Source organism: Virgibacillus sp. LDC-1 (assembly GCF_030137545.1).
In the GTDB taxonomy this organism is placed as follows: domain Bacteria; phylum Bacillota; class Bacilli; order Bacillales; family Amphibacillaceae; genus LDC-1.
This window is the reverse complement of the sequence record NZ_JARUVL010000001.1, coordinates 68,411-93,638: the sequence shown is the minus strand read 5'-3', so window position 1 is coordinate 93,638 and position 25,228 is coordinate 68,411. Positions and strand designations below refer to the sequence as shown.

The 25,228-nt window shown below is 38.3% G+C and carries 23 protein-coding genes; 9 read left to right on the top strand and 14 right to left on the bottom strand.

Translation table 11 applies throughout. The annotated features are described in order from the left end of the window. Positions 1–106: 106 nt before the first annotated feature. The 7 genes from glpK to QBK89_RS00380 all read right to left on the bottom strand — a co-directional run bounded on the left by glpK (position 107) and on the right by QBK89_RS00380 (position 5,444). On the bottom strand, positions 107–1,600 hold the full coding sequence (gene glpK / locus QBK89_RS00410) for a glycerol kinase GlpK (protein ID WP_284139027.1): 1,494 nt from the start codon (positions 1,598–1,600) through the stop codon (positions 107–109). A gap of 160 nt (positions 1,601–1,760) precedes the next feature. Beyond that, on the bottom strand, positions 1,761–2,591 hold the full coding sequence (locus QBK89_RS00405) for an MIP/aquaporin family protein (protein ID WP_284139026.1): 831 nt from the start codon (positions 2,589–2,591) through the stop codon (positions 1,761–1,763). Between the two features lie 385 nt (positions 2,592–2,976). After that, positions 2,977–3,423: an OsmC family protein gene (locus QBK89_RS00400; protein WP_284139025.1), complete on the bottom strand. Its 447-nt coding sequence runs from the start codon at positions 3,421–3,423 to the stop codon at positions 2,977–2,979. A gap of 346 nt (positions 3,424–3,769) precedes the next feature. Then, on the bottom strand, positions 3,770–3,904 hold the full coding sequence (locus QBK89_RS00395; RefSeq protein WP_284139024.1) for a YvrJ family protein: 135 nt from the start codon (positions 3,902–3,904) through the stop codon (positions 3,770–3,772). 81 nt (positions 3,905–3,985) lie between these two features. Further along, complete coding sequence (locus QBK89_RS00390; protein WP_284139023.1) at positions 3,986–4,201, bottom strand: DUF2922 domain-containing protein; 216 nt, start codon at positions 4,199–4,201, stop codon at positions 3,986–3,988. Positions 4,202–4,242: 41 nt separating this feature from the next. Next, complete coding sequence (locus QBK89_RS00385; RefSeq protein ID WP_284139022.1) at positions 4,243–4,467, bottom strand: DUF1659 domain-containing protein; 225 nt, start codon at positions 4,465–4,467, stop codon at positions 4,243–4,245. 212 nt (positions 4,468–4,679) lie between these two features. Beyond that, positions 4,680–5,444, bottom strand: coding sequence for a WecB/TagA/CpsF family glycosyltransferase (locus QBK89_RS00380; protein ID WP_284139021.1), 765 nt, complete (start codon positions 5,442–5,444; stop codon positions 4,680–4,682). 279 nt (positions 5,445–5,723) lie between these two features. On the opposite strand from QBK89_RS00380, the gene QBK89_RS00375 reads away from it, so the two are divergent. Then, positions 5,724–6,770 (top strand): LCP family protein, encoded by a 1,047-nt coding sequence (locus QBK89_RS00375; RefSeq protein WP_284139020.1) that lies wholly within the window; start codon positions 5,724–5,726, stop codon positions 6,768–6,770. A gap of 115 nt (positions 6,771–6,885) precedes the next feature. On the opposite strand, the gene QBK89_RS00370 is transcribed toward QBK89_RS00375, so the two are convergent. Then, a complete protein-coding gene (locus QBK89_RS00370; protein WP_443089771.1) occupies positions 6,886–7,941 on the bottom strand; it encodes a glycosyltransferase family 4 protein in 1,056 nt (351 codons plus the stop codon). A gap of 234 nt (positions 7,942–8,175) precedes the next feature. Between QBK89_RS00370 and QBK89_RS00365 the strand changes: the two genes are divergently transcribed. From QBK89_RS00365 to QBK89_RS00350, 4 genes are all read left to right on the top strand, one after another. Beyond that, positions 8,176–9,267, top strand: a complete 1,092-nt coding sequence (locus tag QBK89_RS00365) for a glycosyltransferase family 2 protein (protein WP_284139019.1) — start codon at positions 8,176–8,178, stop codon at positions 9,265–9,267. Beyond that, the gene (locus QBK89_RS00360; protein WP_284139018.1) at positions 9,264–10,358 is read left to right on the top strand and encodes a polysaccharide pyruvyl transferase family protein; all 1,095 of its coding nucleotides are present in this window, start codon (positions 9,264–9,266) and stop codon (positions 10,356–10,358) included. Before QBK89_RS00365 ends, QBK89_RS00360 begins: the two co-directional genes overlap by 4 nt. Before the next feature lie 24 nt (positions 10,359–10,382). Further along, a complete protein-coding gene (locus QBK89_RS00355) occupies positions 10,383–11,786 on the top strand; it encodes a lipopolysaccharide biosynthesis protein (protein WP_284139017.1) in 1,404 nt (467 codons plus the stop codon). An 87-nt stretch (positions 11,787–11,873) separates the two neighbouring features. Further along, positions 11,874–12,596, top strand: coding sequence for a glycerophosphodiester phosphodiesterase (locus QBK89_RS00350; protein WP_284139016.1), 723 nt, complete (start codon positions 11,874–11,876; stop codon positions 12,594–12,596). A gap of 96 nt (positions 12,597–12,692) precedes the next feature. Here the strand turns inward: QBK89_RS00350 and QBK89_RS00345 are convergent, their stop codons facing one another. Then, a complete protein-coding gene (locus QBK89_RS00345) occupies positions 12,693–13,871 on the bottom strand; it encodes an ROK family transcriptional regulator (RefSeq protein WP_284139015.1) in 1,179 nt (392 codons plus the stop codon). A 286-nt stretch (positions 13,872–14,157) separates the two neighbouring features. Then, complete coding sequence (locus tag QBK89_RS00340) at positions 14,158–15,747, bottom strand: solute:sodium symporter family transporter (RefSeq protein ID WP_284139014.1); 1,590 nt, start codon at positions 15,745–15,747, stop codon at positions 14,158–14,160. A 615-nt stretch (positions 15,748–16,362) separates the two neighbouring features. On the opposite strand from QBK89_RS00340, the gene QBK89_RS00335 reads away from it, so the two are divergent. The 4 genes from QBK89_RS00335 (at position 16,363) to QBK89_RS00320 (ending at position 21,219) form a co-directional block, all read left to right on the top strand. Next, on the top strand, positions 16,363–17,544 hold the full coding sequence (locus tag QBK89_RS00335) for a galactokinase (RefSeq protein WP_284139013.1): 1,182 nt from the start codon (positions 16,363–16,365) through the stop codon (positions 17,542–17,544). Between the two features lie 36 nt (positions 17,545–17,580). Continuing rightward, positions 17,581–18,582 carry a UDP-glucose 4-epimerase GalE gene (gene galE, locus QBK89_RS00330; protein WP_284139012.1) on the top strand — a complete coding sequence of 334 codons (1,002 nt, stop codon included), beginning with the start codon at positions 17,581–17,583 and terminating at the stop codon, positions 18,580–18,582. Continuing rightward, entirely contained in the window at positions 18,579–20,069 is a 1,491-nt protein-coding gene (gene galT, locus QBK89_RS00325; RefSeq protein WP_284139011.1) for a UDP-glucose--hexose-1-phosphate uridylyltransferase, read from the top strand. Before galE ends, galT begins: the two co-directional genes overlap by 4 nt. A gap of 112 nt (positions 20,070–20,181) precedes the next feature. Then, positions 20,182–21,219, top strand: a complete 1,038-nt coding sequence (locus QBK89_RS00320; protein WP_284139010.1) for an aldose epimerase family protein — start codon at positions 20,182–20,184, stop codon at positions 21,217–21,219. Between the two features lie 104 nt (positions 21,220–21,323). Here the strand turns inward: QBK89_RS00320 and QBK89_RS00315 are convergent, their stop codons facing one another. Genes QBK89_RS00315 through QBK89_RS00300 form a run of 4 tightly spaced genes read right to left on the bottom strand, consistent with a single transcriptional unit; the run spans position 21,324 to position 25,213 of the window. After that, positions 21,324–22,484, bottom strand: coding sequence for a CDP-glycerol glycerophosphotransferase family protein (locus QBK89_RS00315; RefSeq protein ID WP_284139009.1), 1,161 nt, complete (start codon positions 22,482–22,484; stop codon positions 21,324–21,326). Between the two features lie 8 nt (positions 22,485–22,492). Further along, positions 22,493–23,764: a CDP-glycerol glycerophosphotransferase family protein gene (locus tag QBK89_RS00310; RefSeq protein ID WP_284139008.1), complete on the bottom strand. Its 1,272-nt coding sequence runs from the start codon at positions 23,762–23,764 to the stop codon at positions 22,493–22,495. Between the two features lie 13 nt (positions 23,765–23,777). Then, positions 23,778–24,521 carry an SDR family oxidoreductase gene (locus QBK89_RS00305; RefSeq protein WP_284139007.1) on the bottom strand — a complete coding sequence of 248 codons (744 nt, stop codon included), beginning with the start codon at positions 24,519–24,521 and terminating at the stop codon, positions 23,778–23,780. Then, a complete protein-coding gene (locus QBK89_RS00300; RefSeq protein ID WP_284139006.1) occupies positions 24,521–25,213 on the bottom strand; it encodes an IspD/TarI family cytidylyltransferase in 693 nt (230 codons plus the stop codon). The genes QBK89_RS00305 and QBK89_RS00300 overlap by 1 nt, the downstream gene beginning before the upstream one ends. Positions 25,214–25,228: the final 15 nt, after the last annotated feature.

Sequence of the window (25,228 nt, the reverse complement as noted above, 5' to 3'; positions counted from 1 at the left end):
TTGGACCCATTCTTGATCGTTTCAACCGATTCTCGCTCGACTGTCACCTTGTTCCAGCTCGTTGTGTCGTTTATCCCACTTGATCTGCGTCCACGCACGTTAGTCTTTATTTAAATGAGCGTGTTGCTGCAACTGCTTTTTGCCAGCCGCCGTACAATTCTTCTACTTGAGCTGTTTCCATCGTATTTTCAAAGACCTGGTCGACCTTCCATTGCTTGGCGATTTCTTCTTTATCCTGCCAATATCCTACTGCAAGGCCTGCTAAATATGCCGCTCCTAAAGCAGTTGTTTCTTGAACTACGGGGCGTTCAACAGGCACACCGAGCATATCACTTTGAAATTGCATGAGTAGATTATTTTTTACCGCACCGCCATCTACGCGGAGCTTTTTTAAATGGATTCCAGAGTCAGCGATCATCGCATCAAGGACGTCTTTTGTCTGGTAGGCAAGTGATTCTAATGTCGCGCGGATAAAATGGGCTTTTGTCGTCCCTCGTGTCAAGCCAAATACAGCACCACGGGCATCACTATCCCAATATGGCGTTCCAAGACCGACAAATGCTGGTACCATGTAAACCCCATCCGTTGAATCTACGCTGTTAGCGAAAGCTTCACTCTCCGGTGAACTATTGATCAGCTTCAAGCCATCACGCAACCATTGAATAGCTGAACCTGCAACAAAAATACTTCCTTCTAATGCATATTCCACCTTGCCGTCTACACCCCAGGCAAGTGTCGTTAGTAGGCCATGCTCGGATGAAACACCTTTGTCACCTGTATTCATGAGCATAAAGCAGCCTGTTCCATAAGTGTTTTTTGCCATGCCTTTTTCAAAACAGGCTTGCCCGAACAATGCTGCCTGCTGATCACCAGCAATACCTGCGATTGGAACCTCGTGACCGAAAAAGTGATAATTCACTGTTTTCGCATATACCTCTGATGACTGGCGAACTTCAGGAAGCATACTCATTGGCACACCAAGAATATCTAACAGCTCCTCGTCCCATTTAAGGTCATAAATATTAAACATCAGTGTTCGCGAAGCATTAGAGTAATCTGTAACATGCTCCTTTCCTCCTGAAAGCTTGTAAACGAGCCACGTGTCAATCGTTCCAAACATGAGATCGCCATTATTCGCTTTTTCGCGTGCTCCATCAACATTATCTAAAATCCATTTCACCTTCGTCCCGGAGAAATACGCATCGATTAACAGGCCCGTCTTTTCACGAAACAAGTCATTATATCCTTGTTCCTTTAACTCATTACAAATCGGCGCGGTTTGTCTTGACTGCCAAACAATCGCCTTATAGATTGGCTTTCCTGTTTGTCGATCCCAAACAACCGTCGTTTCCCGCTGATTCGTTATACCAATACCAGCCACCTGTGTTGGCTCAACATCTGCCTTTCGTAGCACCTCAGATATACACGCTAGTACCGATGTCCATATTTCATTCGCATCATGCTCTACCCAGCCTGGCTTTGGAAAAAACTGCTCAAACTCCCTTTGGGCAGTTTCGACTATTTCTCCTGCATGATTAAACAAAATGGCTCTAGAACTCGTAGTTCCTTGATCGAGCGCCATAATATATTGCTGTTCCATAGAATCTCCTCCTATTTTCTAATATATCTGCGTATGACTTTTTTAATCGCTCAACGATGTTTTGTTTGTCTTCATTTTTTATATAAACATATTCTACCGAAAAATACCTTATCTTTGTAACCGTTTGCTTTTTTTCGTTGCTAAAACAGCGTTGTCCAACCTAGCTTAGCTTTTGTTCTACGTCATTTGCGAAAGAGCGTCCCTTTTTCAATTCTGCATTCACTGCACCAACGATTACAATGGCTGTTAATGCACTCATTATCCAAAAAAGCGCAGAAAAGTTACCTAAAAATAAAGCTTGATAAAATAACGCACCATAAATCCCTCCAAAAATTGGTCCAACAACTGGTATCCAAGCATAGCCCCAGTCTGAATCCCCTTTTCCTGGAATAGGAAGTAGTGCGTGTGCAATTCTTGGTCCTAGATCACGCGCTGGATTGATTGCATATCCTGTTGCACCACCTAATGACATACCGATTGCGACGATGAGCAAACCAACAATGAGTGGATTTAATCCTTCGGTAAATTCATTTGCTCCAATAAACATGAGCCCCATTAATAAGACAAATGTCCCTACCATCTCACTAATAAAGTTTGAAAAGGGACTTCGAACTGCTGGAGCTGTTGAAAATACTGCAAGCTTAGCCGCTTTGTCCTTTGTTTTTTTCCAGTGTGGTAAGTAGTTGATGAAAGCAATCCCTGCGCCAAGCATCGCCCCAATCATTTGTGCCACGATATACAATGGCACCTTCTCCCAAGGGAATTCACCTGCAACAGCAAATCCGATTGTTACTGCTGGATTGATATGGGCACCTGATATACTTCCTACCGCATATACGCCCATTGCTACTGCAAGTCCCCAGCCAATTGTTATGACGACCCATCCAGCACCCTCTGCTTTTGAATTTTTTAATACAACACCAGCAACAACACCCGCTCCGAAAATAATTAGCACCATCGTCCCAATCATTTCTGCTAAAAATTCAGACATATCCTTCACCCCTATATTTTCTTATTTTCAAGTATGCATAAATACCTACAACCTTTTCTAAAAAATAAAACACATCATGATTCTCCACCCCTTTTTGTAACTACCCTTTTTTCTTACCATGCAATCCTTCATTTAAAATAAAGTTCGTTGTCATATGATATTCGACTTAGGACAGGTTTTATGTCTGTTTATTTTTTCTGCTTTTAACATAATGCTTTTGCTTTAGTGGGAAGTTAGTAGTAAAGAAACAATTGCGTAGCGGAACGCCGCTTGAATCCATTTCCCCGAAGTATTTTTAATTGATGACTTTTTTATCATCTACAACAAAAAAGCTCCTATTCAACATTAAGAATAGGAGCTTTTGTATACTATCGTTTAAAGAAAGTTATTCATTTTCAATAATGATTTTATTTAGCTTTAAATTTACAGTATTTGCTAATGTATCACCTACTGGACAAGTATCTTCAATAAATGCCACAAATTCTTCTACTTTTTCTCTGGGTGCATCCGTTTCGATATGAATATTGTAACGAATGTCACTATACCCTTTTCGTACATCTGCTATTTGTAAAAATCCATCTGTATCAAGATCGCCTTCTACTTCAACCCAGAAGTTGGTGAATTCCATTTTAAATTTTCTTGCAAACGCACCAGCAACAATTGCCTGACATGCACCTAATGCACCGAGCACTAATTCTACTGGATTCATTCCTGTATCAGTTCCACCGAGGCTTTCCGGTTCATCTACTGTTATTTCAAAATTTCTTGATTTCACCTTTACTTTTACACCTTCCTGTAAATATGCTGCTGCTTTAAAAATAGTTTTAGGCATGGATAAGATCTCCTTTCAAAATGCATTTCTTAGTACACTTATATTGTAATTCTCCTAGCCGACATATACCATGGATAGATTGTGAAATATTGAGCAAACTTTTAACGTTTATCGAGCAACTTACTGGACATTTCATTTTTCAACCCTTTTTTTAATATATTGCTTCCTTTTCTTGCCATGAATGAACGCTTATTAGAATACGTTTCAAATTTTACATCCCTCATTTCGCTTTTCGCTTCTTTAAGTTCCCACAGCAAATGTAATTTATCCTGTTATTACTTTCCTTAAATAAAAGTACCTTTCAAACGCAAAAAGAAACTCCGATCACTCGAAGCTTCTTAGTTAATCATTTTAGTTTTTCGGGTAACGTATGGATCGATTCGATTAACAAGTTTAATTTACTTTCAATTCGATGGAGTAGATAAAAGGTTACTACGATTGGAAAGCCAACCTCAGTTATGAATTTTATCCAAGCGTCCATTCCATTTCCCTCCTTCGTTGAAAAAACAGACCAGCTTTATGAGCTGGTCTTGTTCACATCAGAATCATAACATGGTGATCGTTATACTAATTGAATTTCTTCTACAATATGCTCAACTACACGAGCACTTTTCTTAGCAACGAGGTTTCCACCCTTCGATGTAAATGCTCCTTGTGTAATGATCTCGTCCATTACTCGTGAAACCTCTGTAGGATCCACAGGCTCTAGTGGTTTATCTAATGCATAGGTGACTGTCTTTCCTTCCGCATTCTCAAACTTAAGCTCCAACTTTTTCATCTCATTCTCCCTCCCATCATCCCTTTTTTAAAACGTGCTTCTTATGCTTGACGAATGTCCGAGCTGTCTTTTCGTTCAATGCTGTAGAGCGGGCGTTGCTGTAAGCCAGCAATTGCCGTTGCAACAGCATACAATTGATTTGCTGTCGCAGCAAAATTCACATTGTTGAACGACTTTGCCTTATAAATCGGCTTCCCTGTGATGGCGTCGTCTCCATCATATAGAACAAGACGCAACTGCGAATTCGTCATATCTGCTACTGCCATCTCCCCCACCTCCTTTCACTGCTAATATCGAAGGTGGGCGAAAAAAAGGGGCGCTTCATATTCTCATATCGTTTAATACAAGCTGAAGCAGTTAAAAACCTGCCACCATTTCATACTTCTATTCGAATACACTAACAAAGAGAGACTTTTTCCATTTCCATTTAAAAAAGCCTTACGAAAAAATTCACTTTTTTCATAAGGCTTATTAGCTATTAGCTCTTTTTTAACAGGATTCGAAAAATAAATTCAAACGCCTTGCCAATTCTTTTTATACGGAAAGGCTGTTTAATAATGCGGTATAACCACTCTAAATTTAAATTAATCCATTTCTGTGGTGCACGCTTTACTTCTCCAACGAAGGTATCGAAGCTCCCTCCGACCCCTATAAACAATCCTTTTTGAAAAGCATCGATATGATGAGCGATCCATTGCTCCTGTCTAGGCATTCCTAAAGCAACGAATACTAAATCCGGAGCCGCTTTACGCATATCATCAATTAACATTGGATCATTTATGTCTGTATATCCGTGCTGATGTCCGACTATATTTATATTAGGGAATTGCTTTTCTACCTCAAGGACCATTTTTTCATTTACATAGTCCTTTCCTCCAAGAAAATAACAGCGTAACCCTTGTACATGCGCAAAATTTAATAAGTCAAGCATTAAATCATAGCCAGCAATTCTTTCTTGTAATGGCTGCTTTAAATACTTGGCAGCAAGTAATATCCCCGCTCCATCTGGCGTAACAAAATCCGCTGACTGGAGCACTTCTTTATAAGAACGTTGTGCTCTTCCTTGCATGACAATTTCTGGATTTGCTGTCACAACAAAGCACTTTTGCTGTCGATTTAAACGTGGATACAGCTGATGATGAAGAAAGTCCTTTTTTGTCATATTTATAAATTGTATATCCATAATGGAAACTGTTTCATGATGCTTCATTTCATGTAACCTCTCTGCTTTATCAATGGTCATCGTAAAACTCCCCACATCCAATATTTTACACTACGTTTTTTTAGGTTTGTCGACAATTGTAACGTCTAATTATTATAGATGTAATAAAAAAGCAATTTACGAAAAACTGAATTCATAGTAAAATAAAGGTTAGCTTTACATTCGCTTAACATTAGCAATCTATTATTTTATCATGATACATGATACCATTATCGGGCAAAAATTTCTATGTGAAAATAATGATAACACTGCCAATAAAGCAGAGACTAGAAATACCTAAACACAAAGGGAGAATTTATAATGTATAAACAACCAACGTCAAATTCACGGATTGTGAGACGTGTTAAAAAACGTAAGCTTAGAAAAAGAATATTTTTTATCGCCGTTCCGCTTCTCGTTTTTTTATCCGCTTTTTCCTATTTCACTTACCTATATATAACGGCAGACTCCGTTTTTTCAAAATCCTATCAAGATGATGGAAGAGAAAAATCAGAGCTTCGTGACAAGGTGGTCAATCCAAGTGATGATAATGTGTCCATCTTGATCATGGGCGTCGATGCAAGTGACATCCGTAATAATGCGGATAATTCAAGAACAGACACGATGATGGTAGCAACACTAAACATAAAAGAAAAAAGCGTGAAATTGCTTAGCATACCTCGTGACTCACTTGTCTACATTCCTTTTGATGGCAGTGAAACAAGGATTAATAGCGCCCATAGTAAGGGTGGGACTACAGCTGCTGTGGAGACGGTAGAAAATCTGTTAGATATTCCGATTGATTACTGGGTAAAGGTAAATTTTGAAGCATTTATTGATGTTGTCGATGCAATTGATGGTATTAAAGTGGATGTACCATATGAATTTAGAGAACAGGATTCCAGTGATGTGGCAGGAGCTATTCATCTTTTGCCTGGAGAACAGCAACTCGATGGAGAAGAAGCACTCGCTCTAGCACGTACACGTAAGCTCGATAACGATATTGAGCGCGGAAAAAGACAGCAGGAAATCATTAAAGCAATTGTAAAAAAAGCAGTTTCGATGAATTCCATCTTAAAAATCGATGACGTGATGGAAGCGGTCGGAAGTAACATGACAACGAATATGAGCTTTAGTGATATGAAGAGTTTCATCACTTATGGCACAGCTGGAAAAAGCTTAAAAATTGATTCGTACTCTCTTGAAGGAGAGGATTACTGGGTATATAATCCAAAGCGAATCTATTTCTGGAAGTTAGACGAAGAAAAGCTTGTAGAAACTAAAGAACTCCTACAGCAGCATCTAGATGTAAAATCTATTGCAACTCCTAATGATGCTAGTACAACAGAGCATGCAAGCCCAAATTAAGACATTAATACAAAATGATTCATGTTTCCCACGGAAGCATGGATCATTTATTTCTCTAGACCTCCCCTATTACAGCAAAAAACCTTTCAGCATCCGTGCTAAAAGGTTTTTCTTTTTATTGCTTATGTCGTAGCCCCTTAACAAAATTCGTTAGCGGCTTATAGTTACTATTAATGAGCTCTAGATTCTCAATTAATACTTGAATGACAAGCATTGCAATAACGAAAATTAATACAGAGCCCCAAACCGTTGTCATCGAAAAGAGAATCGCTGCTAAGCTAAACATCGTACTTAATCCATAAATAAATAATACCGTTTGCTTATGTGTAAATCCAAATTTAATTAAGCGGTGATGCAAGTGAGCGCTATCTGGACTGGACATAGGCTGCTTATTAATAAAGCGACGTACCATCGCAATTAATGTATCGGAAATCGGTACCCCTAAAATAAAGATAGGAATAACGAATGAAATGATCGTTACATTTTTAAATCCGAGCAACGCTAATACGGAAATCATATACCCTAAAAACAATGCTCCTGTATCACCCATAAATATTTTTGCAGGAAAAAAGTTATAACGCAAAAAGCCAAGTGTACTGAAAAAGAGAATGATGGCAATTGTCGCTACATAAACCTCTCCCATGATAATAGCCATAATCGAAATCGTAAAAAGCGCAATGGAAGAAACGCCTGCCGCCAGCCCGTCCAAGCCGTCAATAAGGTTGATTGCATTCGTAATTCCAACAATCCATATTAATGTAATTAAGGAGCTTAGAAAACCAAACTCCACTTGCCCACCGAACGGTAAATTAATAAACTCAACCTGCAAGCCAGCCCAATATACGACAAGTCCGGCAGCTAAAAACTGTACCGCAAATTTAACCTTTGGTGACAGCGTATATAGATCATCAAAAATCCCTAAAATAATAATGAGTACAGCACCACAAATAATGGCAATATGGTAATCATTATATGGTTGAAGCACAAAAAGGCCGACTAAAAAGCTAATAAAAATGATTAGTCCACCAGCGGTTGGGATCGGTTCTTTATGCACTTTTCGGTAATTCGGTTTATCTAATAAATGAAATTTTTTACTATGTTTAATTAACACCGGTGTTAAGAAATAGGATGTTATAAATGATAAAAATGCTAACACGATAATATTAATCAATTTGGCCACCTCATTATAAAAGCCATTCCAATCAACAAAACAGGAACTTTCATTTCTCTTTCTTCATTATAAAGGTTAGAACGAAAATTCTCCAATAAAATTTACATTGCCTTAATATTTCCCTAAAAAAATAAAATCATTCCTTTTTCTGCTTTTGAATAAATATTGCTAGCTTGTCAATAACTGTTAAGATGAAACCATTATTAGCTTCCCGAGAGAAAGAAAGGTGAAGTCATGCAACCAAATAAGCTAGTTAGTATTATCGTTCCAGTGTATAACGCTGAACAGCAGCTAACACATTGCATAACAAGTATTCTACAGCAAACCTATCCACATATTGAAATCATTTTAGTTGATGATGGCTCTACTGATAACAGCTTGAAAATTTGTTACTCTTTCTCACGCTTAGATCCACGCGTCATTGTCATTCATCAAGCCAATGCTGGTCCATCAACAGCTAGAAATAATGGTATAAAAAAAGCGTCAGGCGATTATATTCAATTTGTAGATGCAGATGATTATATCGATCGAGACATGACAGAAACACTAATCAAGCATATAAGCAGTGATACGCCTTTTGTTATTTGTGGATATCGCTCATTACAAAAAGGAAAACGGTCATTGATGCATACCAATTATATTCCACCTTTAGATGGAAGCTTTTCTAAAGCAGAATTTTTACAACAATTTGGCATGTTGTACACCAAACTGTTACTGCATTCCCCTTGCAACAAGCTTTATCAAACGCGTAATTTAAAATCTTCTGCTATTCAATTTCAAAAAGGGCTCCAGCGTGGAGAGGATTTATTGTTTAATCTCGATTATATCCGTACCTGTGAAGCTATGTACCTTATTAGCAAGCCCTTATATAACTATGTTATCTCTCAGGATGATACATTGTCTCGTAGCTTTAACAACAGCCTTATGGACAACCAAAAGTATTTATACTCGTGTGTAAAACAATTTTTAATCGAGCACCAAGTTTTTCATGGAGCAAATAAAAAATATGTTGAACAATCTTATATGAATAGTATTGTGAAATGCTTAAATAATGTGTTCCATCCTGCATCCAACTATTCTACGGAAGAAAAGAAAGCTCAAATAACTAACATTCTCGAAGAAATTCCGGAAGATAAACTGCGCTATTATTCGGGTGGTGTTCAAGCCCGTCTCATGAAATTCTTTATACGCAAGCATTCTACTCAAGGGATTTATGTCTTTTTTAAAGCAAAGCATTTTCTAAAATCAAGAATGCTTCCGTTATTCTATCTCTTAAAAAGATTGAATATGAAAGAAGAAAAAAATAGTAAAGGAAACCTGCAATGAAAAAAATAATGATTTATGCCTATACGCAATTTAACCTTGGCGATGATTTATTTATAAAGCTGTTATGTGAACGGTATCCGAGCGTTCAATTTCTTTTATATGCCCCAAAGAAATATGAACTTCTATTTAAGCAATGTATTAATTTAACCGTTTACCCGAGTGATACACCTTTTGAGAAAGGAAAACGATTACTAGGGAGAGCGCTAAAGCTCCCTTTCTCAAAGCCAATTGCGTTGTCAAAACGATGCGATGGGATCGTTCAAATTGGTGGTTCGTTATTTATTCAACGAGTTGGCTGGAAAAAAGAACTTGCTATGAGGAGGAAAATGCATATAAAGGAAAAACCTTATTATCTACTCGGAGCTAACTTTGGACCTTATGATGATCCAGCCTTTTATAATGCTTACAAGCGATTGTTCGCAGCTTATACAGACATTTGCTTTCGAGAAGAACATTCCTACCGGCTGTTTCAAGCGCTTCCGAATGTTCGCAAGGCGGATGACATTGTATTTCAACTTAAACCTGAACGCATACAATCAACAACAAATAATGTGTTTATATCTGTTATAAAACCATCTACACGAAAGGAGTTTGCTGCTTATGATGAGCCGTATTATGAAAAAATTCGCGATATTGCACTTGCACTAATTCAAGAAGGCTATCAGATTACACTTACATCTTTTTGTGCATTTGAAGGAGATGAAGATGCCGTGAAGCAGATTCTAAACCTTATTCCAGCAGCGAAACGATCTTCCATTTCAACGCATTTTTACCAGCATAATATGGAAGAAACCTTACATATCATTGCGCAATCCTGCTATGTTATTGCAACCCGATTTCACGCGATGATCCTTGGTTGGGTGTACGAGAAACCTGTCTTTCCAATCGTATATAGCCAGAAAATGATACATGTCATGGAGGATGCTCAATACAATGGCACATTTGCCCTTCTCCAGCAAATAGCAACGCTTGATTCTAGGGAAGTCACTTCTAGTATGGAAACAAATACGTTATCTATTCAAAAACAAGCTAACAGTGCTCCACAGCACTTTCAGGAGCTTGATAAATTGTTATTGAAAACAGAAACATGATATTGACAAAGGAATCGAAAAGCGATGAATAATTTGTTTAAGAATACATTCATTTACGGATTTGCTAAGCTTGGCACAGGAGTCTTAGGGATTCTTATGCTCCCAATCTATACACGCTATTTCTCACCAGCCGAATTCGGTCTTTGGGATGTTGCTGCAACGACTGGAGCTTTAATAACCCCATTTATTACATTTGAGCTTGTAGCTGCTGTATATCGCTGGCTTTTAGAAGAAAATTGCGAATCGAAGCGAGCAGAAATAATTACAACAGGCATACTTGCCATTATACGTAATACGATTATGTTTAATGTGCTTGCGATTGTGTTTTTCAGCTTTTATTCCTTTCCGTACGCTTGGCCTGCACTTGGTTTTATTAACATTCTTATTGTAAACAGCTTTATGCAACAATGTGCGAGGGGATTACGATATAACAAGCTGTTTGCAATGATGGGCATCATTCAGATGGGGATTACACTCCTATGTATGCTTTTCTTTATGTTCGTTCTCCAGCTTCGCGTGGAGGCTTTTTTCTATGCGGCTATGATTTCTGGATTCGTGGGGAGTCTTGTTTTTTGGAAACAGATGAAAATGGAGCGGTATGTTTCTTTATCCGTTTATTCAAAAGGACTGTTAAAACACTTTTTAGCTTATTCGATGCCTATTATTCCAGGTGCTGCGAGCTGGTGGATTTTAACGATGTCTGATCGTTACTTTATCAGCGCATTTCTCGGCATGGAGATGAATGGATTATATGCTGTTGCTAATAAAATTCCAGCAATGCTCCTCTTAATTAATTCTGTTTTCTCTCTTGCTTGGAAGGATAGTGCGATTGTTACCTTCCATACTACGAATAAAGATGATTATTATTCAGATGTATTCAAGCATTTCTTCAGACTAATCATCACCTCAGTTATCTGTCTAACACTTGTTGCCAAACCACTATTAGCAATCGCTGTTTCTAGTTCCTATTTTGATGCATGGAAATATATCGGCTTTCTTATGCTCGGAACGGTATTTCATGCTTTTTCATTATTCTGGGCTGCTGGTTTTCATGGTGCCAAGCAAACGAACCAAATTTTTTGGTCAACTGTAGTCGGCGCGCTTGTCAATGTTGTCATTAACCTACTTCTTATATCACTTCTTGGATTATACGCAATCGCCATCTCGACATTTGGTGCATTTTTGCTAACTTGGTTATTACGAATAAAAGGGGCGAACAAGCTTTTCCATGTAGAGCTTCCTCAGAAGGATATGGCTATCTTATTTCCGCTTGTTGGAATTTCCATTGCCCTGCCTTTTATTCTTTCCAAGCTATGGCTAGCGATTAGTATCTTCTTTTCCATTTTATTATTTATCGGTTTTAATTGGCAGCTCATAAAAAATGTATATAAGCAGATTAAGCACATAATGAAAAAGACTTCCACATAGCTTTCTCAAAAATCAAATGCCCCCCGATATCTTTCTTGTGATATGATGAAACCAATCTATTTTTTTCAATTCAAGAGGTGATTGACAGTGGTTTTAAATTTCGCCCATCGCGGCTCATTAACAGAAGCACCTGAAAACTCCATTCCTGCTTTTCAAAAAGCTTTAGAGCACGGAACACAAGCGATCGAGCTGGATGTCCAGCTTACAAAAGACAATCAGCTCGTTATTTGTCATGATCATAAGTTTACCCGTTACAACAACCAAGTTAAAGGACGAATAAAAGATTATTCCTTACATGAAATAAAGCAAATCGATATCAGCGCTGCATTTGGAACAGCGTATAAAGGAACTTCCCTGCCAACCTTACAGGAAGTGTTAGACCTTTGCCCGAAAGACATCATCCTTAATATTGAAATCAAAAATATTCCCGTCATTTACGATGGCATTGAAAAAATACTTATCGATTGCCTTCGAGCAAACAATCGCTTGGAAAATATCTTGATTTCTTCCTTCGATCATCTAGCTCTACAAAAAGTGCAAGCCTTGGAGCCTGGATTAGAATTAGGAATGTTGTTTTATTATCGGATGCTACGCCCTTGGGAATACGCTAAACAAAGCGGACTTCGGATAAGCAATATCCATCCAAATCAAGTATATACAGACCAAGAATTTGTTGAAAGCTGTAAAGCGCATGGGTTTAAGGTATATCCGTATACAGTGAACGACACGAAAAGATATGAGCAGCTGCTAGATTTTGGAGTAGATGGCGTGTTTTCAAATAATCCAGCGATCTTCCGTGCGGACAAATAGAAAAAGAACCACATAAAATTCAGGTATAAATCCTTGATTTCATGTGGTTCTTCAGTTTCTACAAATGACTTAAATGCAGAGTAGCCAATAGCTCTTTTATTTTCTTTCAAACAATTCTACTAACAATAGTGACACAGCACCGAGTAGAGTGGCATCCTCTCCTAAAGTAGTAACGACTACCTCTGTTTGCTTTGCATCCGGGGTGAGTGCACGTTGAGCAATCGTTTGCTTTATACTTGGCAAAATGTATTGCGCACTGTTCATTACACCGCCGCCGAGAACGATTTTTTTTGGATTGACGAGATGAATTAAATTCGTTAATCCAACACCGATATAAACTCCTGTCTCTATTAATACTTCTTCATATATCGTGTTCCCCGCCTTTGCAAGTGCATATACACTCTCACCGGTAAGCCTCATCGCTTCGGAAACACCACTTTCTAGAAGGCGCTCCTGGGCACGATTTGCAATTGCAGAGCCTGTGGCAAAGGTTTGCAAGCAGCCTTGATTGCCACACGTACAAACCTTCCCATGCATGTCAATCGTCATATGACCGATTTCTCCCGCGATGTCTTGAGAGCCATGATAGAGCTTCCCATCAACTACAATTCCTGCTCCAACTCCTCGGCCAATATTTACAGCAACCATACTATCTATGTCACCATGGCCACCAAACCAAGCTTCCCCTAGTGCCATTGCACGCGCATCGTTTTCTACTTTAATTAAAACATCGAATTCTTCTTCAAGCGCTTCTTTAATAGGGACATTTGTTAACCCAAGGTTTGGAGCGAATAGTGACGTCCCATTGTCTACATCAACTACCCCATGCATTCCGATGCCAATCCCTAATATTTCCGAACGATTTAACGGTGTTTCGGCGATTATTGTATGAATACTATTTTTCAAATAGGTTAGAAACGTATCATTCGTTAAACGTGTTGGCAGCTTTTTTTCGTTCCTCTTAATAATTGTGCCGGAGAGGTCAGTAACGATGGAAACAATGTTATCTGGGCCCGCATCAACGCCAATAATATAGAAAGCAGTCCTATTTATATGTAGCATGGTTGGTTTTCTACCGCCCATCGATTGTCCACTATCGCTTTCTACTACTAATCCTTGATCGATTAGTTCCTTCACGATATTACTGACAGTTGGCGGAGTAAGCTTTGTATCTTTGGCAATTTGAGCTCGGGAAATCGGCTCTGCTGTCCGTATTTTATTTAAAATAATCGATTTATTTACAGATTTCATTAATTGAAAGGTTCCACGTTGCATAGCCGTTCCTCCGAACATTATGTACTTCCACGTCTAAAATAGAGCATTGCGCGAGATGAAAATCATTTCTAGTTACCTATATACCGCATAGGATGAGAATGGATTGACCTTTACTTTTCAGTATATCATTCATTATAACGTAGAGCACAAGAAAGGGGCATTTCGAATAGCCTAGCATAAAAACGCGTTTAGTTAATGGAGGATTAAAAGCGAACGATGATTATGCACATTAAATTTATAAAGGAAGATGCCTTATCGCTTGGCACCTCCCTTGCTTAATTAATTTTTATACAGCAATTCCGATCGGTGAGAAGATTACATAGATAATGATCATCACAGCAATCGCGGCTAGACCAACTGGATACGCAAGCTTCCATGGATTTAAATCCACTGCTTTCTTATCTTCAAGAACAAACGCCGTATCCCTTGGCTTTACTTTACCCATAATTAACATAAATACCGTACAAGCTACAAACAAGATTGCTAGAATATGAAGATAATGAACTCCCGTATCCCAGAATAATTGTGTAATTCCATAGACTATAATGAATGCACCCAGTGCAATCTTCGCGGCAATGGCAGGTACACGCTTTGTCATATATCCAACAATTAGTATCGTAAAGATCGGTACATTATAAAAACCGTTTACCATTTGGAAATATTGAAAGAATCCTTGTGGCATCAAATCAATCAATGGCGCCATACACATCGCAAAAATAGCAATCAACGTTCCAAACACTTTACCATGCCGGATAAGTACGTTGTCCGATATATTCGGTTTCACGTATGGCTTATACACATTCAACATGAATAACGTTACCGTTGAATTTAAACCAGAATTAAAAGAGGATAAAATTGCTCCAAAAAGGACAGCCGCAAAAAATCCTACAAGTGGCAATGGCAATACATGATTGACAAGTGCTGTATATGCGTTAATTGGTGATAGCTTATCACCTAGTAAGTTGAACGCTATAATTCCTGGCAAAATTAAAATGAGTGGTCCAAGCATTTTTAAAAATGCTGCAATTAATAGCCCCTTTTGTCCCTCTTTTAAATTTTTTGCGGCAATTGCTCGTTGCATAATATGCTGGGCAGTTCCCCAATAGAACAAGTTTACTAAAAGCAACCCGGTAAACATTGTTGAAAATGGCAATGGTTCTTTATCTCCACCGATTGCATTTAGTTTTTCCGGTGTATTTTCAATAATCGATTGGAAGCCAGCAATTGGTGAACCATCTCCTAGAAACGCAAGTCCGAGAATAGGAATGAGCAAACCACCGATTAATAAACCAATACCATTTATCGTGTCAGATATCGCAACCGCTTTCAATCCTCCAAAAATAGCATAAATTGAACCGATAATACCAATTAACCATACGGTAATCCATAAAGCGGCTGTATCGCCCACTCCGAAAATATCTTGGACATGAAACATCTCTCGCAATGCAACCGCACCTGTATAAAGAATGGGAGGCATTAAATTAAGGACGTAGCCAAACAAAAATAATATCGTAACAAATAATTTCACACCTGGATCAAAACGTTCCTCAAGAAAATCAGGAATTGTCGTTATTCCACCTTTTAAATATCGTGGAAGTAAATAAAACGCTACCAAAACAAGTGCTAATGCTGAACCAACTTCCCATCCCATTGATGCAATACTGAATTCATATCCCTCTGCATTTAGTCCGACAAGCTGCTCTGTTGATAGATTCGTAAGCATTAATGAACCAGCTATTACCCAACCTGTTAAACTACGTCCCCCAAGAAAATAACCATCTGATGTCGTCAGATCTTCCTTTCGTGTTTTTAAATAAGAAATAATTGCAACTAAACCAGTAAACAACAGAAATGAAGCAATGGTTATAAAAGACACAATAAATCTCCTCCCTTTTATCATGTAAAAATTTGCTCGTATACGTTATGTATCTCGTATCCGCTTTCAAAAATGCTCTTTTTAATGAAAACGCTATCTTATTTCCTTGTCACTTTCCATTAATTAATTAAATTAATTAACTTTTAACATCCTAACACTAAGTCGTTAAAACGTCAAATCTATTTTTATTTCTATTATAGTTATAGTTTACGAGAAAGGTTTGACGGTTATAGCTTCAATATCACGATTAACCTCTTAGTATTTAATAAAATCATCCTTTTGTGAAGCGATAAGTTGAGCTACTATTCACATTTACGTCATTTATTGTAATCCCTTTCATTTTATTTCGCTATACGTGTTGAAATTACCTATTGTTCATTGTAATATTGACTTAATTAAATTAATTAATAAAGTTTTTGAATCATACTTATAGTTACAGGTTGTGCAATCCAGGTTCCAGCAGTGTGCACTTCGCTTCTAGCTTTTACGCATTGATTCTCAGCATTTTATTTATCCTTGACGCTTTAGACCTGTAACGGTTGCTAATTATGAATTTCATGCTATCTACTATGTACAAAATTTATCAAAGAACAGCACTTAAGAGGAGTTTTAAACATGAAACCAGACCTTATTACCCAATTTAAATCTATTTTTCAAACGAATGAAACACCTGAGGTTTTCTTTGCCCCCGGACGTATTAATTTAATCGGAGAACATACCGATTATAACGGTGGCCATGTTTTTCCTGCAGCAATTTCATTTGGAACCTATGCAGTTGGAAGAATGCGTCAAGATCAGAAGCTCCGTTTTTATTCACTTAATTTCCCCGATAAAGCAATCATTGAATGTCCATTAAATAGATTAGACTATGCGAAGGAACATGACTGGGCCAACTACCCTAAAGGGATGATTCTAGCTTTGAAAAAATTAGGCTATAACATCCATTCCGGGATGGATATTCTATATTATGGGGATATTCCAAATGGTGCTGGCCTTTCTTCCTCTGCTTCCATCGAAATGGCCACTGGCGTTTTACTTGAAGAATTTTTCGCATTAAACATTGACCGTGTAGCCATGATCGAGCTTGGCCAGCAGGTAGAAAATCAGTATATCGGTGTAAATAGTGGGATTATGGACCAGTTTGCAATAGGTATGGGCAAGCAAAATCACGCCTTGCTTCTCGATTGTCAAACGCTCCATTATAAATATGCCCCTATTAAGTTAGATAACCATGTCATTATTATTATGAATACAAATAAAAAGCGAACATTAGCAGGTTCAAAATACAATGAACGCCGTGAACAATGTGAAACAGCACTAGAGGAATTGCAAAAACAGCTCTCAATCAAGACCCTTGGCGAATTAACCAACGAGCTTTTCCTTTCCCATCAACAGCTAATTACCAATGAGATAAACCGAAAAAGGGCTCGTCATGCCGTAACAGAAAATCAACGTACCCTTCAAGCACTGGAAGCATTGCATGAAGGAAACTTAACAGCATTCGGAAATCTAATGAATGCGTCACATCAATCCTTAAAAGACGATTATGAAGTTACCGGTATAGAGCTCGACACGCTAGTTGAAGCCGCACAAAAACAGCAAGGTGTTGTTGGAGCTAGAATGACAGGAGCTGGATTTGGTGGCTGTGCAATTGCCATCGTTGAAAAAGAACAGCAGGAAGCATTCCAACAGCATGTAAATGACATCTATCAAAGGAAAATTGGCTATGGTGCTACCTTTTATATAGCAAGCATTGCCGATGGCGCGAAAAAAATTGAAAGTAGCAAGGTTCTATAAAAGAACGGCTAACTATAAATCTGAGGAGGACTTTTCATGCGTGTTTTAGTATTAGGAGGAGCAGGATATATTGGTTCCCATGCAGTTTATCAATTAAAGGAGCAAGGCTATGATGTAGTAGTTGTCGATAACTTACAGACAGGACATCGACAGGCACTCCATCCAGAGGCTATTTTCTATCAAGGAGATATTCGTGACATTTCCTTCTTACGTGACGTCTTTCAAAAAGAAGCGATCAATGCTGTGATTCATTTTGCGGCAAACTCGCTTGTTGGCGAGTCAATGGAAAAGCCACTCCAATATTTTGACAATAATGTTTATGGTACACAAGTATTGCTACAAGTAATGGTGGAGCATCATGTAAAACATATCGTCTTCTCTTCTACTGCTGCTACTTATGGAGAGCCTGAAGCAATTCCAATTAACGAAACAATGCCAACAATCCCAACAAGCACTTATGGAGAGACTAAGTTAACAATGGAAAAATTAATGAAATGGACCGCTGAGGCGCATGGCATTACCTATGTCTCCCTTCGCTACTTTAATGTGGCAGGTGCAAAAGAAACAGCAATTATTGGCGAAGATCACCGCCCTGAAACCCATTTAGTTCCTATTATTTTACAAACGGCTCTAGGACAACGCGACCATATTACGATATTTGGTGAAGACTATGATACACCTGATGGGACATGTATTCGCGACTATGTACATGTTGATGACCTTATTGATGCCCATCTACGCGCACTCACTTACTTACTTGATGGGGGAAAAAGCGATATTTTCAACTTAGGTAGTAGCCAAGGATTTTCAGTAAAGGAAATGATTGATGCAGCAAGAGATGTAACCGGCAAGCCAATCCCTGCTATTCTTGGCCCACGGCGTCCTGGTGATCCAAGTACGTTAATCGCAAGCTCGGACAAAGCAAAGAACATCTTGGGCTGGAAACCCACTAGAACCTCTATCAAAAAAATTATGGAAGACGCTTGGAGATGGCATTCTTCCCATCCAAATGGTTATGAAACGGATGTGACAACATGATTTACGCATATATTACAAGTTTAATAAAGGAAGGAATAAATAAAGAACTCATCACACCAGTTGATCGTATTTACGTTCGCAATCGCATCATGCATTTGCTTGGAATTTCTTCATTTCCTGAAGATGCGCCTGAAGCAGAGGAAACTTCCATTCCAGAACTCTTAGAGGCAATCGTTGATTGGGCGGTTTCTGAACATGTCATTGAAGATATGTTAGCCAATAAAGAAATCCTATCTGCAAATATAATGAACTGTTTTGTTGCCAGACCTTCCGTCATCCAACAACAATTTATAGAAAAATACAGCCAATCACCTGTTGCCGCAACCAATTACTTTTATGAATTAAGCAAAAATAGTAACTATATTCAAATGAAGCGGATCCAAAAGAACATTCATTTTAAAGCAGAAAGTGCTTACGGAGATTTAGATATCACGATTAATTTATCGAAACCAGAAAAAGATCCCGAACAAATTCGCAAAGAGCGTGACATAAAGCAATCTGGAAACTATCCAAAATGTTTCCTATGTATAGAAAATGAAGGCTATAACGGGAGGATTGGACATCCAGCACGGGCTAATCATCGGGTTATCCAAATTCCACTGCTTGGTGAAAATTGGTATCTGCAATATTCTCCCTATATGTACTACAATGAGCATAGTATTCTGCTCGCTGAAGAACATCGGGACATGAAAATTGATCAAGCTACATTTAGACGATTAATCGCCTTTACAGAACAGTTTCCACATTATTTTATTGGTTCAAATGCAGACTTACCTATTGTCGGTGGTTCTATCTTAAGTCATGATCATTATCAAGCGGGGCGCTATGAATTTGCAATGACCAATGCTGCTTCTGTAATGAAGACCGATCTAAAGGAATTTCCATCAGTAAAGGCTGCTATATTAAAATGGCCTTTATCAGTCATCCGCTTAAACAGTGCTAATCCCGAGCAGCTAGCTGAGGCAGGTGGACACATTTTAAATGTGTGGAAAAACTACTCAGATATGGAAGCTAATGTGCTGGCATATTCTGAGGACACGCGTCATAATACGATCACTCCGATTGCAAGGCGACGTAATAACGAATTCGAGCTTGATCTCGTCCTGCGCAACAATCGCACGACCGAAGCCTATCCAATGGGGATATTCCATCCGCATGCTGATAAGCATCATATTAAAAAAGAAAACATTGGTCTCATTGAAGTGATGGGACTTGCTGTCCTTCCAGCTCGTTTAAAGGATGAACTCGCCGAGCTCAAAAAATTCTTATTAGACTTACCATGTAATGTGGCATCCCACCATGAGGCATGGGCACTTCAATTAAAAGCGACTTATGGCAGCATGAAGGATCCAGCTACTGTAGATGCTATCGTAGAAAAGGAGCTTGGCATAAAGTTTGCCAGCGTACTTGAAGATGCAGGTGTTTTTAAACAAACAGATGCTGGCATCGTAGCATTTCAACGCTTTATCAATGCAGTGAACAGCTAAAAAAGTTGGACTTAAGAGTATGGTTTAAAAAAGTAATGAAAGAAAGTAGATAACAGGCAGCGCAGAATTAGGTTGCCTGTTAATTTCTTATACATAAAGAGGAGTCAACAGAATGCGTATTGCAACTAAGCAGGTTTGCGACAAATGGATGCTTTATACACTCGTTAATGATCATGGAATGGAGGTAAGCCTGTTAAATTACGGTGGAATCATTACAAGGATCATTACACCAGACAAGGATGGAAATCGAGAAAACATTGTACTTAGTTATGATAATCTAGCGGAGTATGTTGAAAACCCTAATTACTTTGGTGCGCTAATCGGCAGAATAGCAGGTAGAACTGCCAATGCAGTCTTTACACTAGATGGAGTCCAATATAGGTTGGATACAAACGAAGGCAATCATCATTTGCACGGGGGAGCGCATAGCTTTAGTAAGGTTGTCTGGGATGTAGAGACGTTTATTACGGATAATATGGCTTGTGTGAAACTGATACATGAAGCAAGTGATGGCGAAGGAGGATATCCAGGAAATTTGCGAACAGTTGTTACTTATTCGCTATCCAACGCGAATGAACTTGAAATCGATTACCAGGCACAATCAGATCAAAATACAGTATTAACACTAACGAACCATAGCTATTTTAACCTGCGTGGCAAGCTTGATACAACGGTTCATAACCACCATGTGTTTATTGCCAGCGATGAAACTCTGGAATTAGACAACGAACTTATTCCGACCGGGAAAAGACTAGCGGTGACCAATACTCCTTTTGACTTTCGAAATGGAAGATGGTTACGAGATGGCTTCTCGTCAGACCATCTTCAGAACAGAATTGTTGGAGGTGGCTATGATCATTATTTTATCTTTCAGGAAAATAAGAAAGAACAAGTGAAGGTAACTGAACCTGTAAGTGGCCGGACAATGACAATAACGACAGATCAACCAGGGATGGTTATGTATACTGCCAACGGATTACAGACAGGATTAAAGCTAGCAGGAGGGTTATCTAAAAAGCATTTAGGTGTATGCTTTGAAACACAAGGCTCTCCCGCTTCTTTACAGCATAATGACTTATCCTCTATTCGACTTGAGGCGGGAGAATTGTATCATAAAAAGACTGTGTTTCAAATTGGCGTGGAATCATAAGAGGAGGGACATCGTTAAGCTGATGTTCCTTTTTTCTTCTGGATTTACATTAAGTTAGCGTCTCGTGTGAGGTTAGGTGTGCATCGATGTTTAAAAATTTACTATCAAGAGAAGATGTCTTGAACAACTCGTTCTGACGCCATACCATCTAAGTGATCGAAAAACCTGCTTTGAAAAGCAGCTAGTGTATCAGTAGAAAGCGAATTATTACGCAACACATCGATTAGTTCTTCCGTACTCCTGACAATCGGTCCTGGAACTAGCGATTGGTAGTCATAATAAAAATCGCGTTCTTTTTGATAATCGTCCATATCATACGGGTAAAAAATCATTGGTTTATGAAGCAAGCTATACTCAAAAAACACCGCTGAATAATCTGTTATTAAGATGTCAGCAATCACTAACAGCTCCTGAATAGAAAACTCATTCACGATAGGAAAAACAAAATGCTCCTCATCTGACTGTAGTACAACATCGTTCCGCATGTATGGATGCAAATGAATAAGCAAGGCATATTCACCTTCTAATGCCATTTTTAATTTATTTAAATCTAATGGAACTTGATAAGCCTCTTGATGATGGCTTTTCCCTCGATAGGTCGGTGCATACAATAGCAGCTTTTTATGACTAAGCATTGGATATTTCCGATAAAATGTATGTTTTGCTTTTTGAATTTCCGACTCGTTATAAAAGAAATCAGACCTTGGAATACCTAATGGTTTAATCCGGTGCTCTTCCATCCCAAATGCGTTTGCAAAAAACGGAATCACCTCTGTCGCACTTACATATGCCTTTGAATAATTCCCGTGGACCGGTACATGCTTTACATAGTTTGCGCTTGGCCCAAAAGGCTTCCCAACTGTACTTAAGCCAAACTGCTTTAATGCACCTGCACTGTGCCACAATTGGATCACTTGGACTTCCTTTCTAGGCTTAACTAAATACAAAAGCATATAATAATCATCCACGATAAAATAGCCTGATGTGGCAAGGTAATAGCAGCCCTTTAGCATATGAAGCGTATATTTCACCTTACTCATTACACCTCCCTTAAAAGTTGCAAACAAAAGAACTGCTTCTTTTTCTGGGAATTGATTTCTCATCTCGTTATAAACATAAAACAGATTATCCTTTAATACCGTTGATCGATAGGAAGCAAAGACAACACGATTACGATTCACCTTAAAGATGAAGCATAGGCAACGGTAAAAGCTATTAAGAATAAATTTAATGATTAGCGTAGGGAAAAGCTTTAACAAACTCATAAAGAACGCTACCTTTCTATACCAAGGATTTCTTTGTAAATATAATCTACTTGCTTGGTTAATACTTGTCCCTGATTTTCCTTAGAATAAAATATACCTAATACTCGTTCTCTTTCTTCTTTATATAAGTTCGGTTGTGCTACCGCTTTCTTTAATTCAAGCAATAGATCAGAGAAACCTTCGACTTTCGGACCTGGAGTGACGTCAAAATAATTAAAATACATCTCATTCGATTTTTGTAAATATTCTTCTAAATCGTACGCATAAAACAGCACAGGTCGATTTAACAGCAGATAATCTGTATAGCAGCTGGAATAGTCGGTTATTAGGATGTCTGCATACTTTAACAAAAGCTGTGGATCAAAGGAGGAATTACTAATATCAATAATGTTCTCATAATCTTTCGGTATCTCGCCACTGCTATACATATGTCGTTTTATGAGAAAGCGGTAGCCCATCTCTTTGCAGGCTTCACTTAATGCACGAAAATCGATAACTAATTGAATATTCTTCTCGTATTTGCCAAATTTGCGATGAGTTGGCATATATAGAATAACTTTTTCATCGCGAATCCATTCTGGGATTTCACGATCCTCTTCAGAATGTGTAAAGAACACATCGTTTCGGACCTGACCTAGCTCTAATACATTTTCTTTTGGAACAAGAAAGGTTTCTGGATAATAGGAGCTTACACGCTCGCTTGTAGAAACAACAAAATTTTGTTTCGCTTGATTGGTTCGCACGACTAACTTTCCGAACAACCGCTTCCACTTATTACTTTCATGTAACACTTTATATGAAAAAGTACTCTTATTTGCGCCCCATACTTTTTTTAGTCCAACTCCATGCCAAGTGTTATAGGAAATCGCCCCACCTAAAAAGGATTTACTAAAATCGTCATTAATTGAATGAGTATGCACAACTAACGTTGCACGCAGCTGATAATAGATACCACGCCATGAATGATGCTTCCATGAAAGGTAGCCTTCAGCTCGTAATTGCTCAACAACGCGATCATTTTTTGAAATCCAAACACAGGTAAGGTCTGGGTGTTTTGTCATCATTAAAAATAAATACTTCGAATTCCCTCGAAATCCTTGCCCGCTTTCTCCGCCAAACACGACTAAACGATTGGATTTTGGTATTAATCGAGATAAAAAATGAATCACAACAACAATGCTGCGTTTTCCAATTAATCGCCCTTTTTTTATCATTGACTTGTTTACTGAAATGAATATAAGGATCAACAAGCCAATTTGGATTATGTCTACTATGTTCATAGAATCTCCTCAATTATCTAGAAGTTGTTTGCTCTGTTTGCCTTTTAGCTACTTTTACCACTTGCTTTCGAACAACGATATTCTGTCCGTCTAAACAAACACCACTCTCTGACAATAAATGCCCAACAACTTCACCTACATGGCTTGGTTGCATGATCGTAGTAGGATCTTCATCTGGCGCTAGAATTTTCCGAAGCTCTGTTGCACATCTCCCAGGAGATATGCAGTACACTAAAATGCCGTAATCAGAAAGCTCCTCTGATAACGTCTGTGAAATACTAATCAAGGCAGCTTTTGATGAAGCATATGCCAACCATCCAGGACGAGCAGAGCTTCCAGCAGTTGAAGCAACATTTAATATTTTGCCACCATTCTTTTTCATCCACTTGACGACTTCCTTCGTAATATTAAATAAGGAATGCACATTAATCTTATACGTTTTTTCCCAATCCTCCACCGTCGTCTCTAATAAAGATTTCGGATTCGCATAGCCTGCCACATTGATCAGCATATCAATACTTCCATATTTCGCTCCAATATGCTGTATTTCCTGCCTTACAGTATTAAAATCTGTTAAGTCGATTGGAATGATTTCAATTTGCTTGTTTCTGTTCATTAACGTAGATGTCTCTTCCAAGCCTGTTTCTGTACGCGCAAGTAAGATAATATTAGATACATCGTCCTGATTACTCAATTCAATCGCAATGGCCCTACCAATACCGCGACTTGCCCCAGTAACAATACATGTTTTTGACATCAAATAACCCCCATTGATATATAATCCTTGTAAATTATCTCTGCAATCTTTCTATCTAATGGTTTAGTAATTTTAATATTGTATTCACTACCAGCCAGTATTTCAATCGTAGAATGGTAGTAATGATAATAGAGACTTGCATCCTCTGTAAATATTTGTTGGTCTTTCCGAGCACATTCATGCGCATACAATAATTGCTTTGCATTATATTTATGCGGTAATTGGACATTAACTAGTTGGTCTCGACGTAAATTTCCTTCTACAGTCGTTTTCCCTTGTAAAACAGTAAAAGGAATATCCAAACCAAAGATAACGTTTTCATTTTTAATATGCATTAATTGCTTGTACTGCTCTACCGTCACAAAGGGGCGTACTGCTTCATGAATAATGACATGATCAGCACCTTTTGCATAAACCAATCCATTATATACTGATTCCTGCCTTGTCTCTCCACCCGCAATACAGTGAATCGGCTTTGAAAACCCATAGTCTTGGATAATCGCTTCTGTCTTCTCGATAAATTGCTTTGGACATGGCATGATCACTTCTACCACTTCATCAAGCAATTCCACTTTCTCTAAAATATGAATAAATATTGGTTTTCCAGCGAGTAGGAGAAATTGTTTGGGAATATTCACCTGCATCCGCTTCCCAATTCCTCCCGATAATAGAATGAAGCTATATTTGTTCATTTCTTCCCTCCTTTC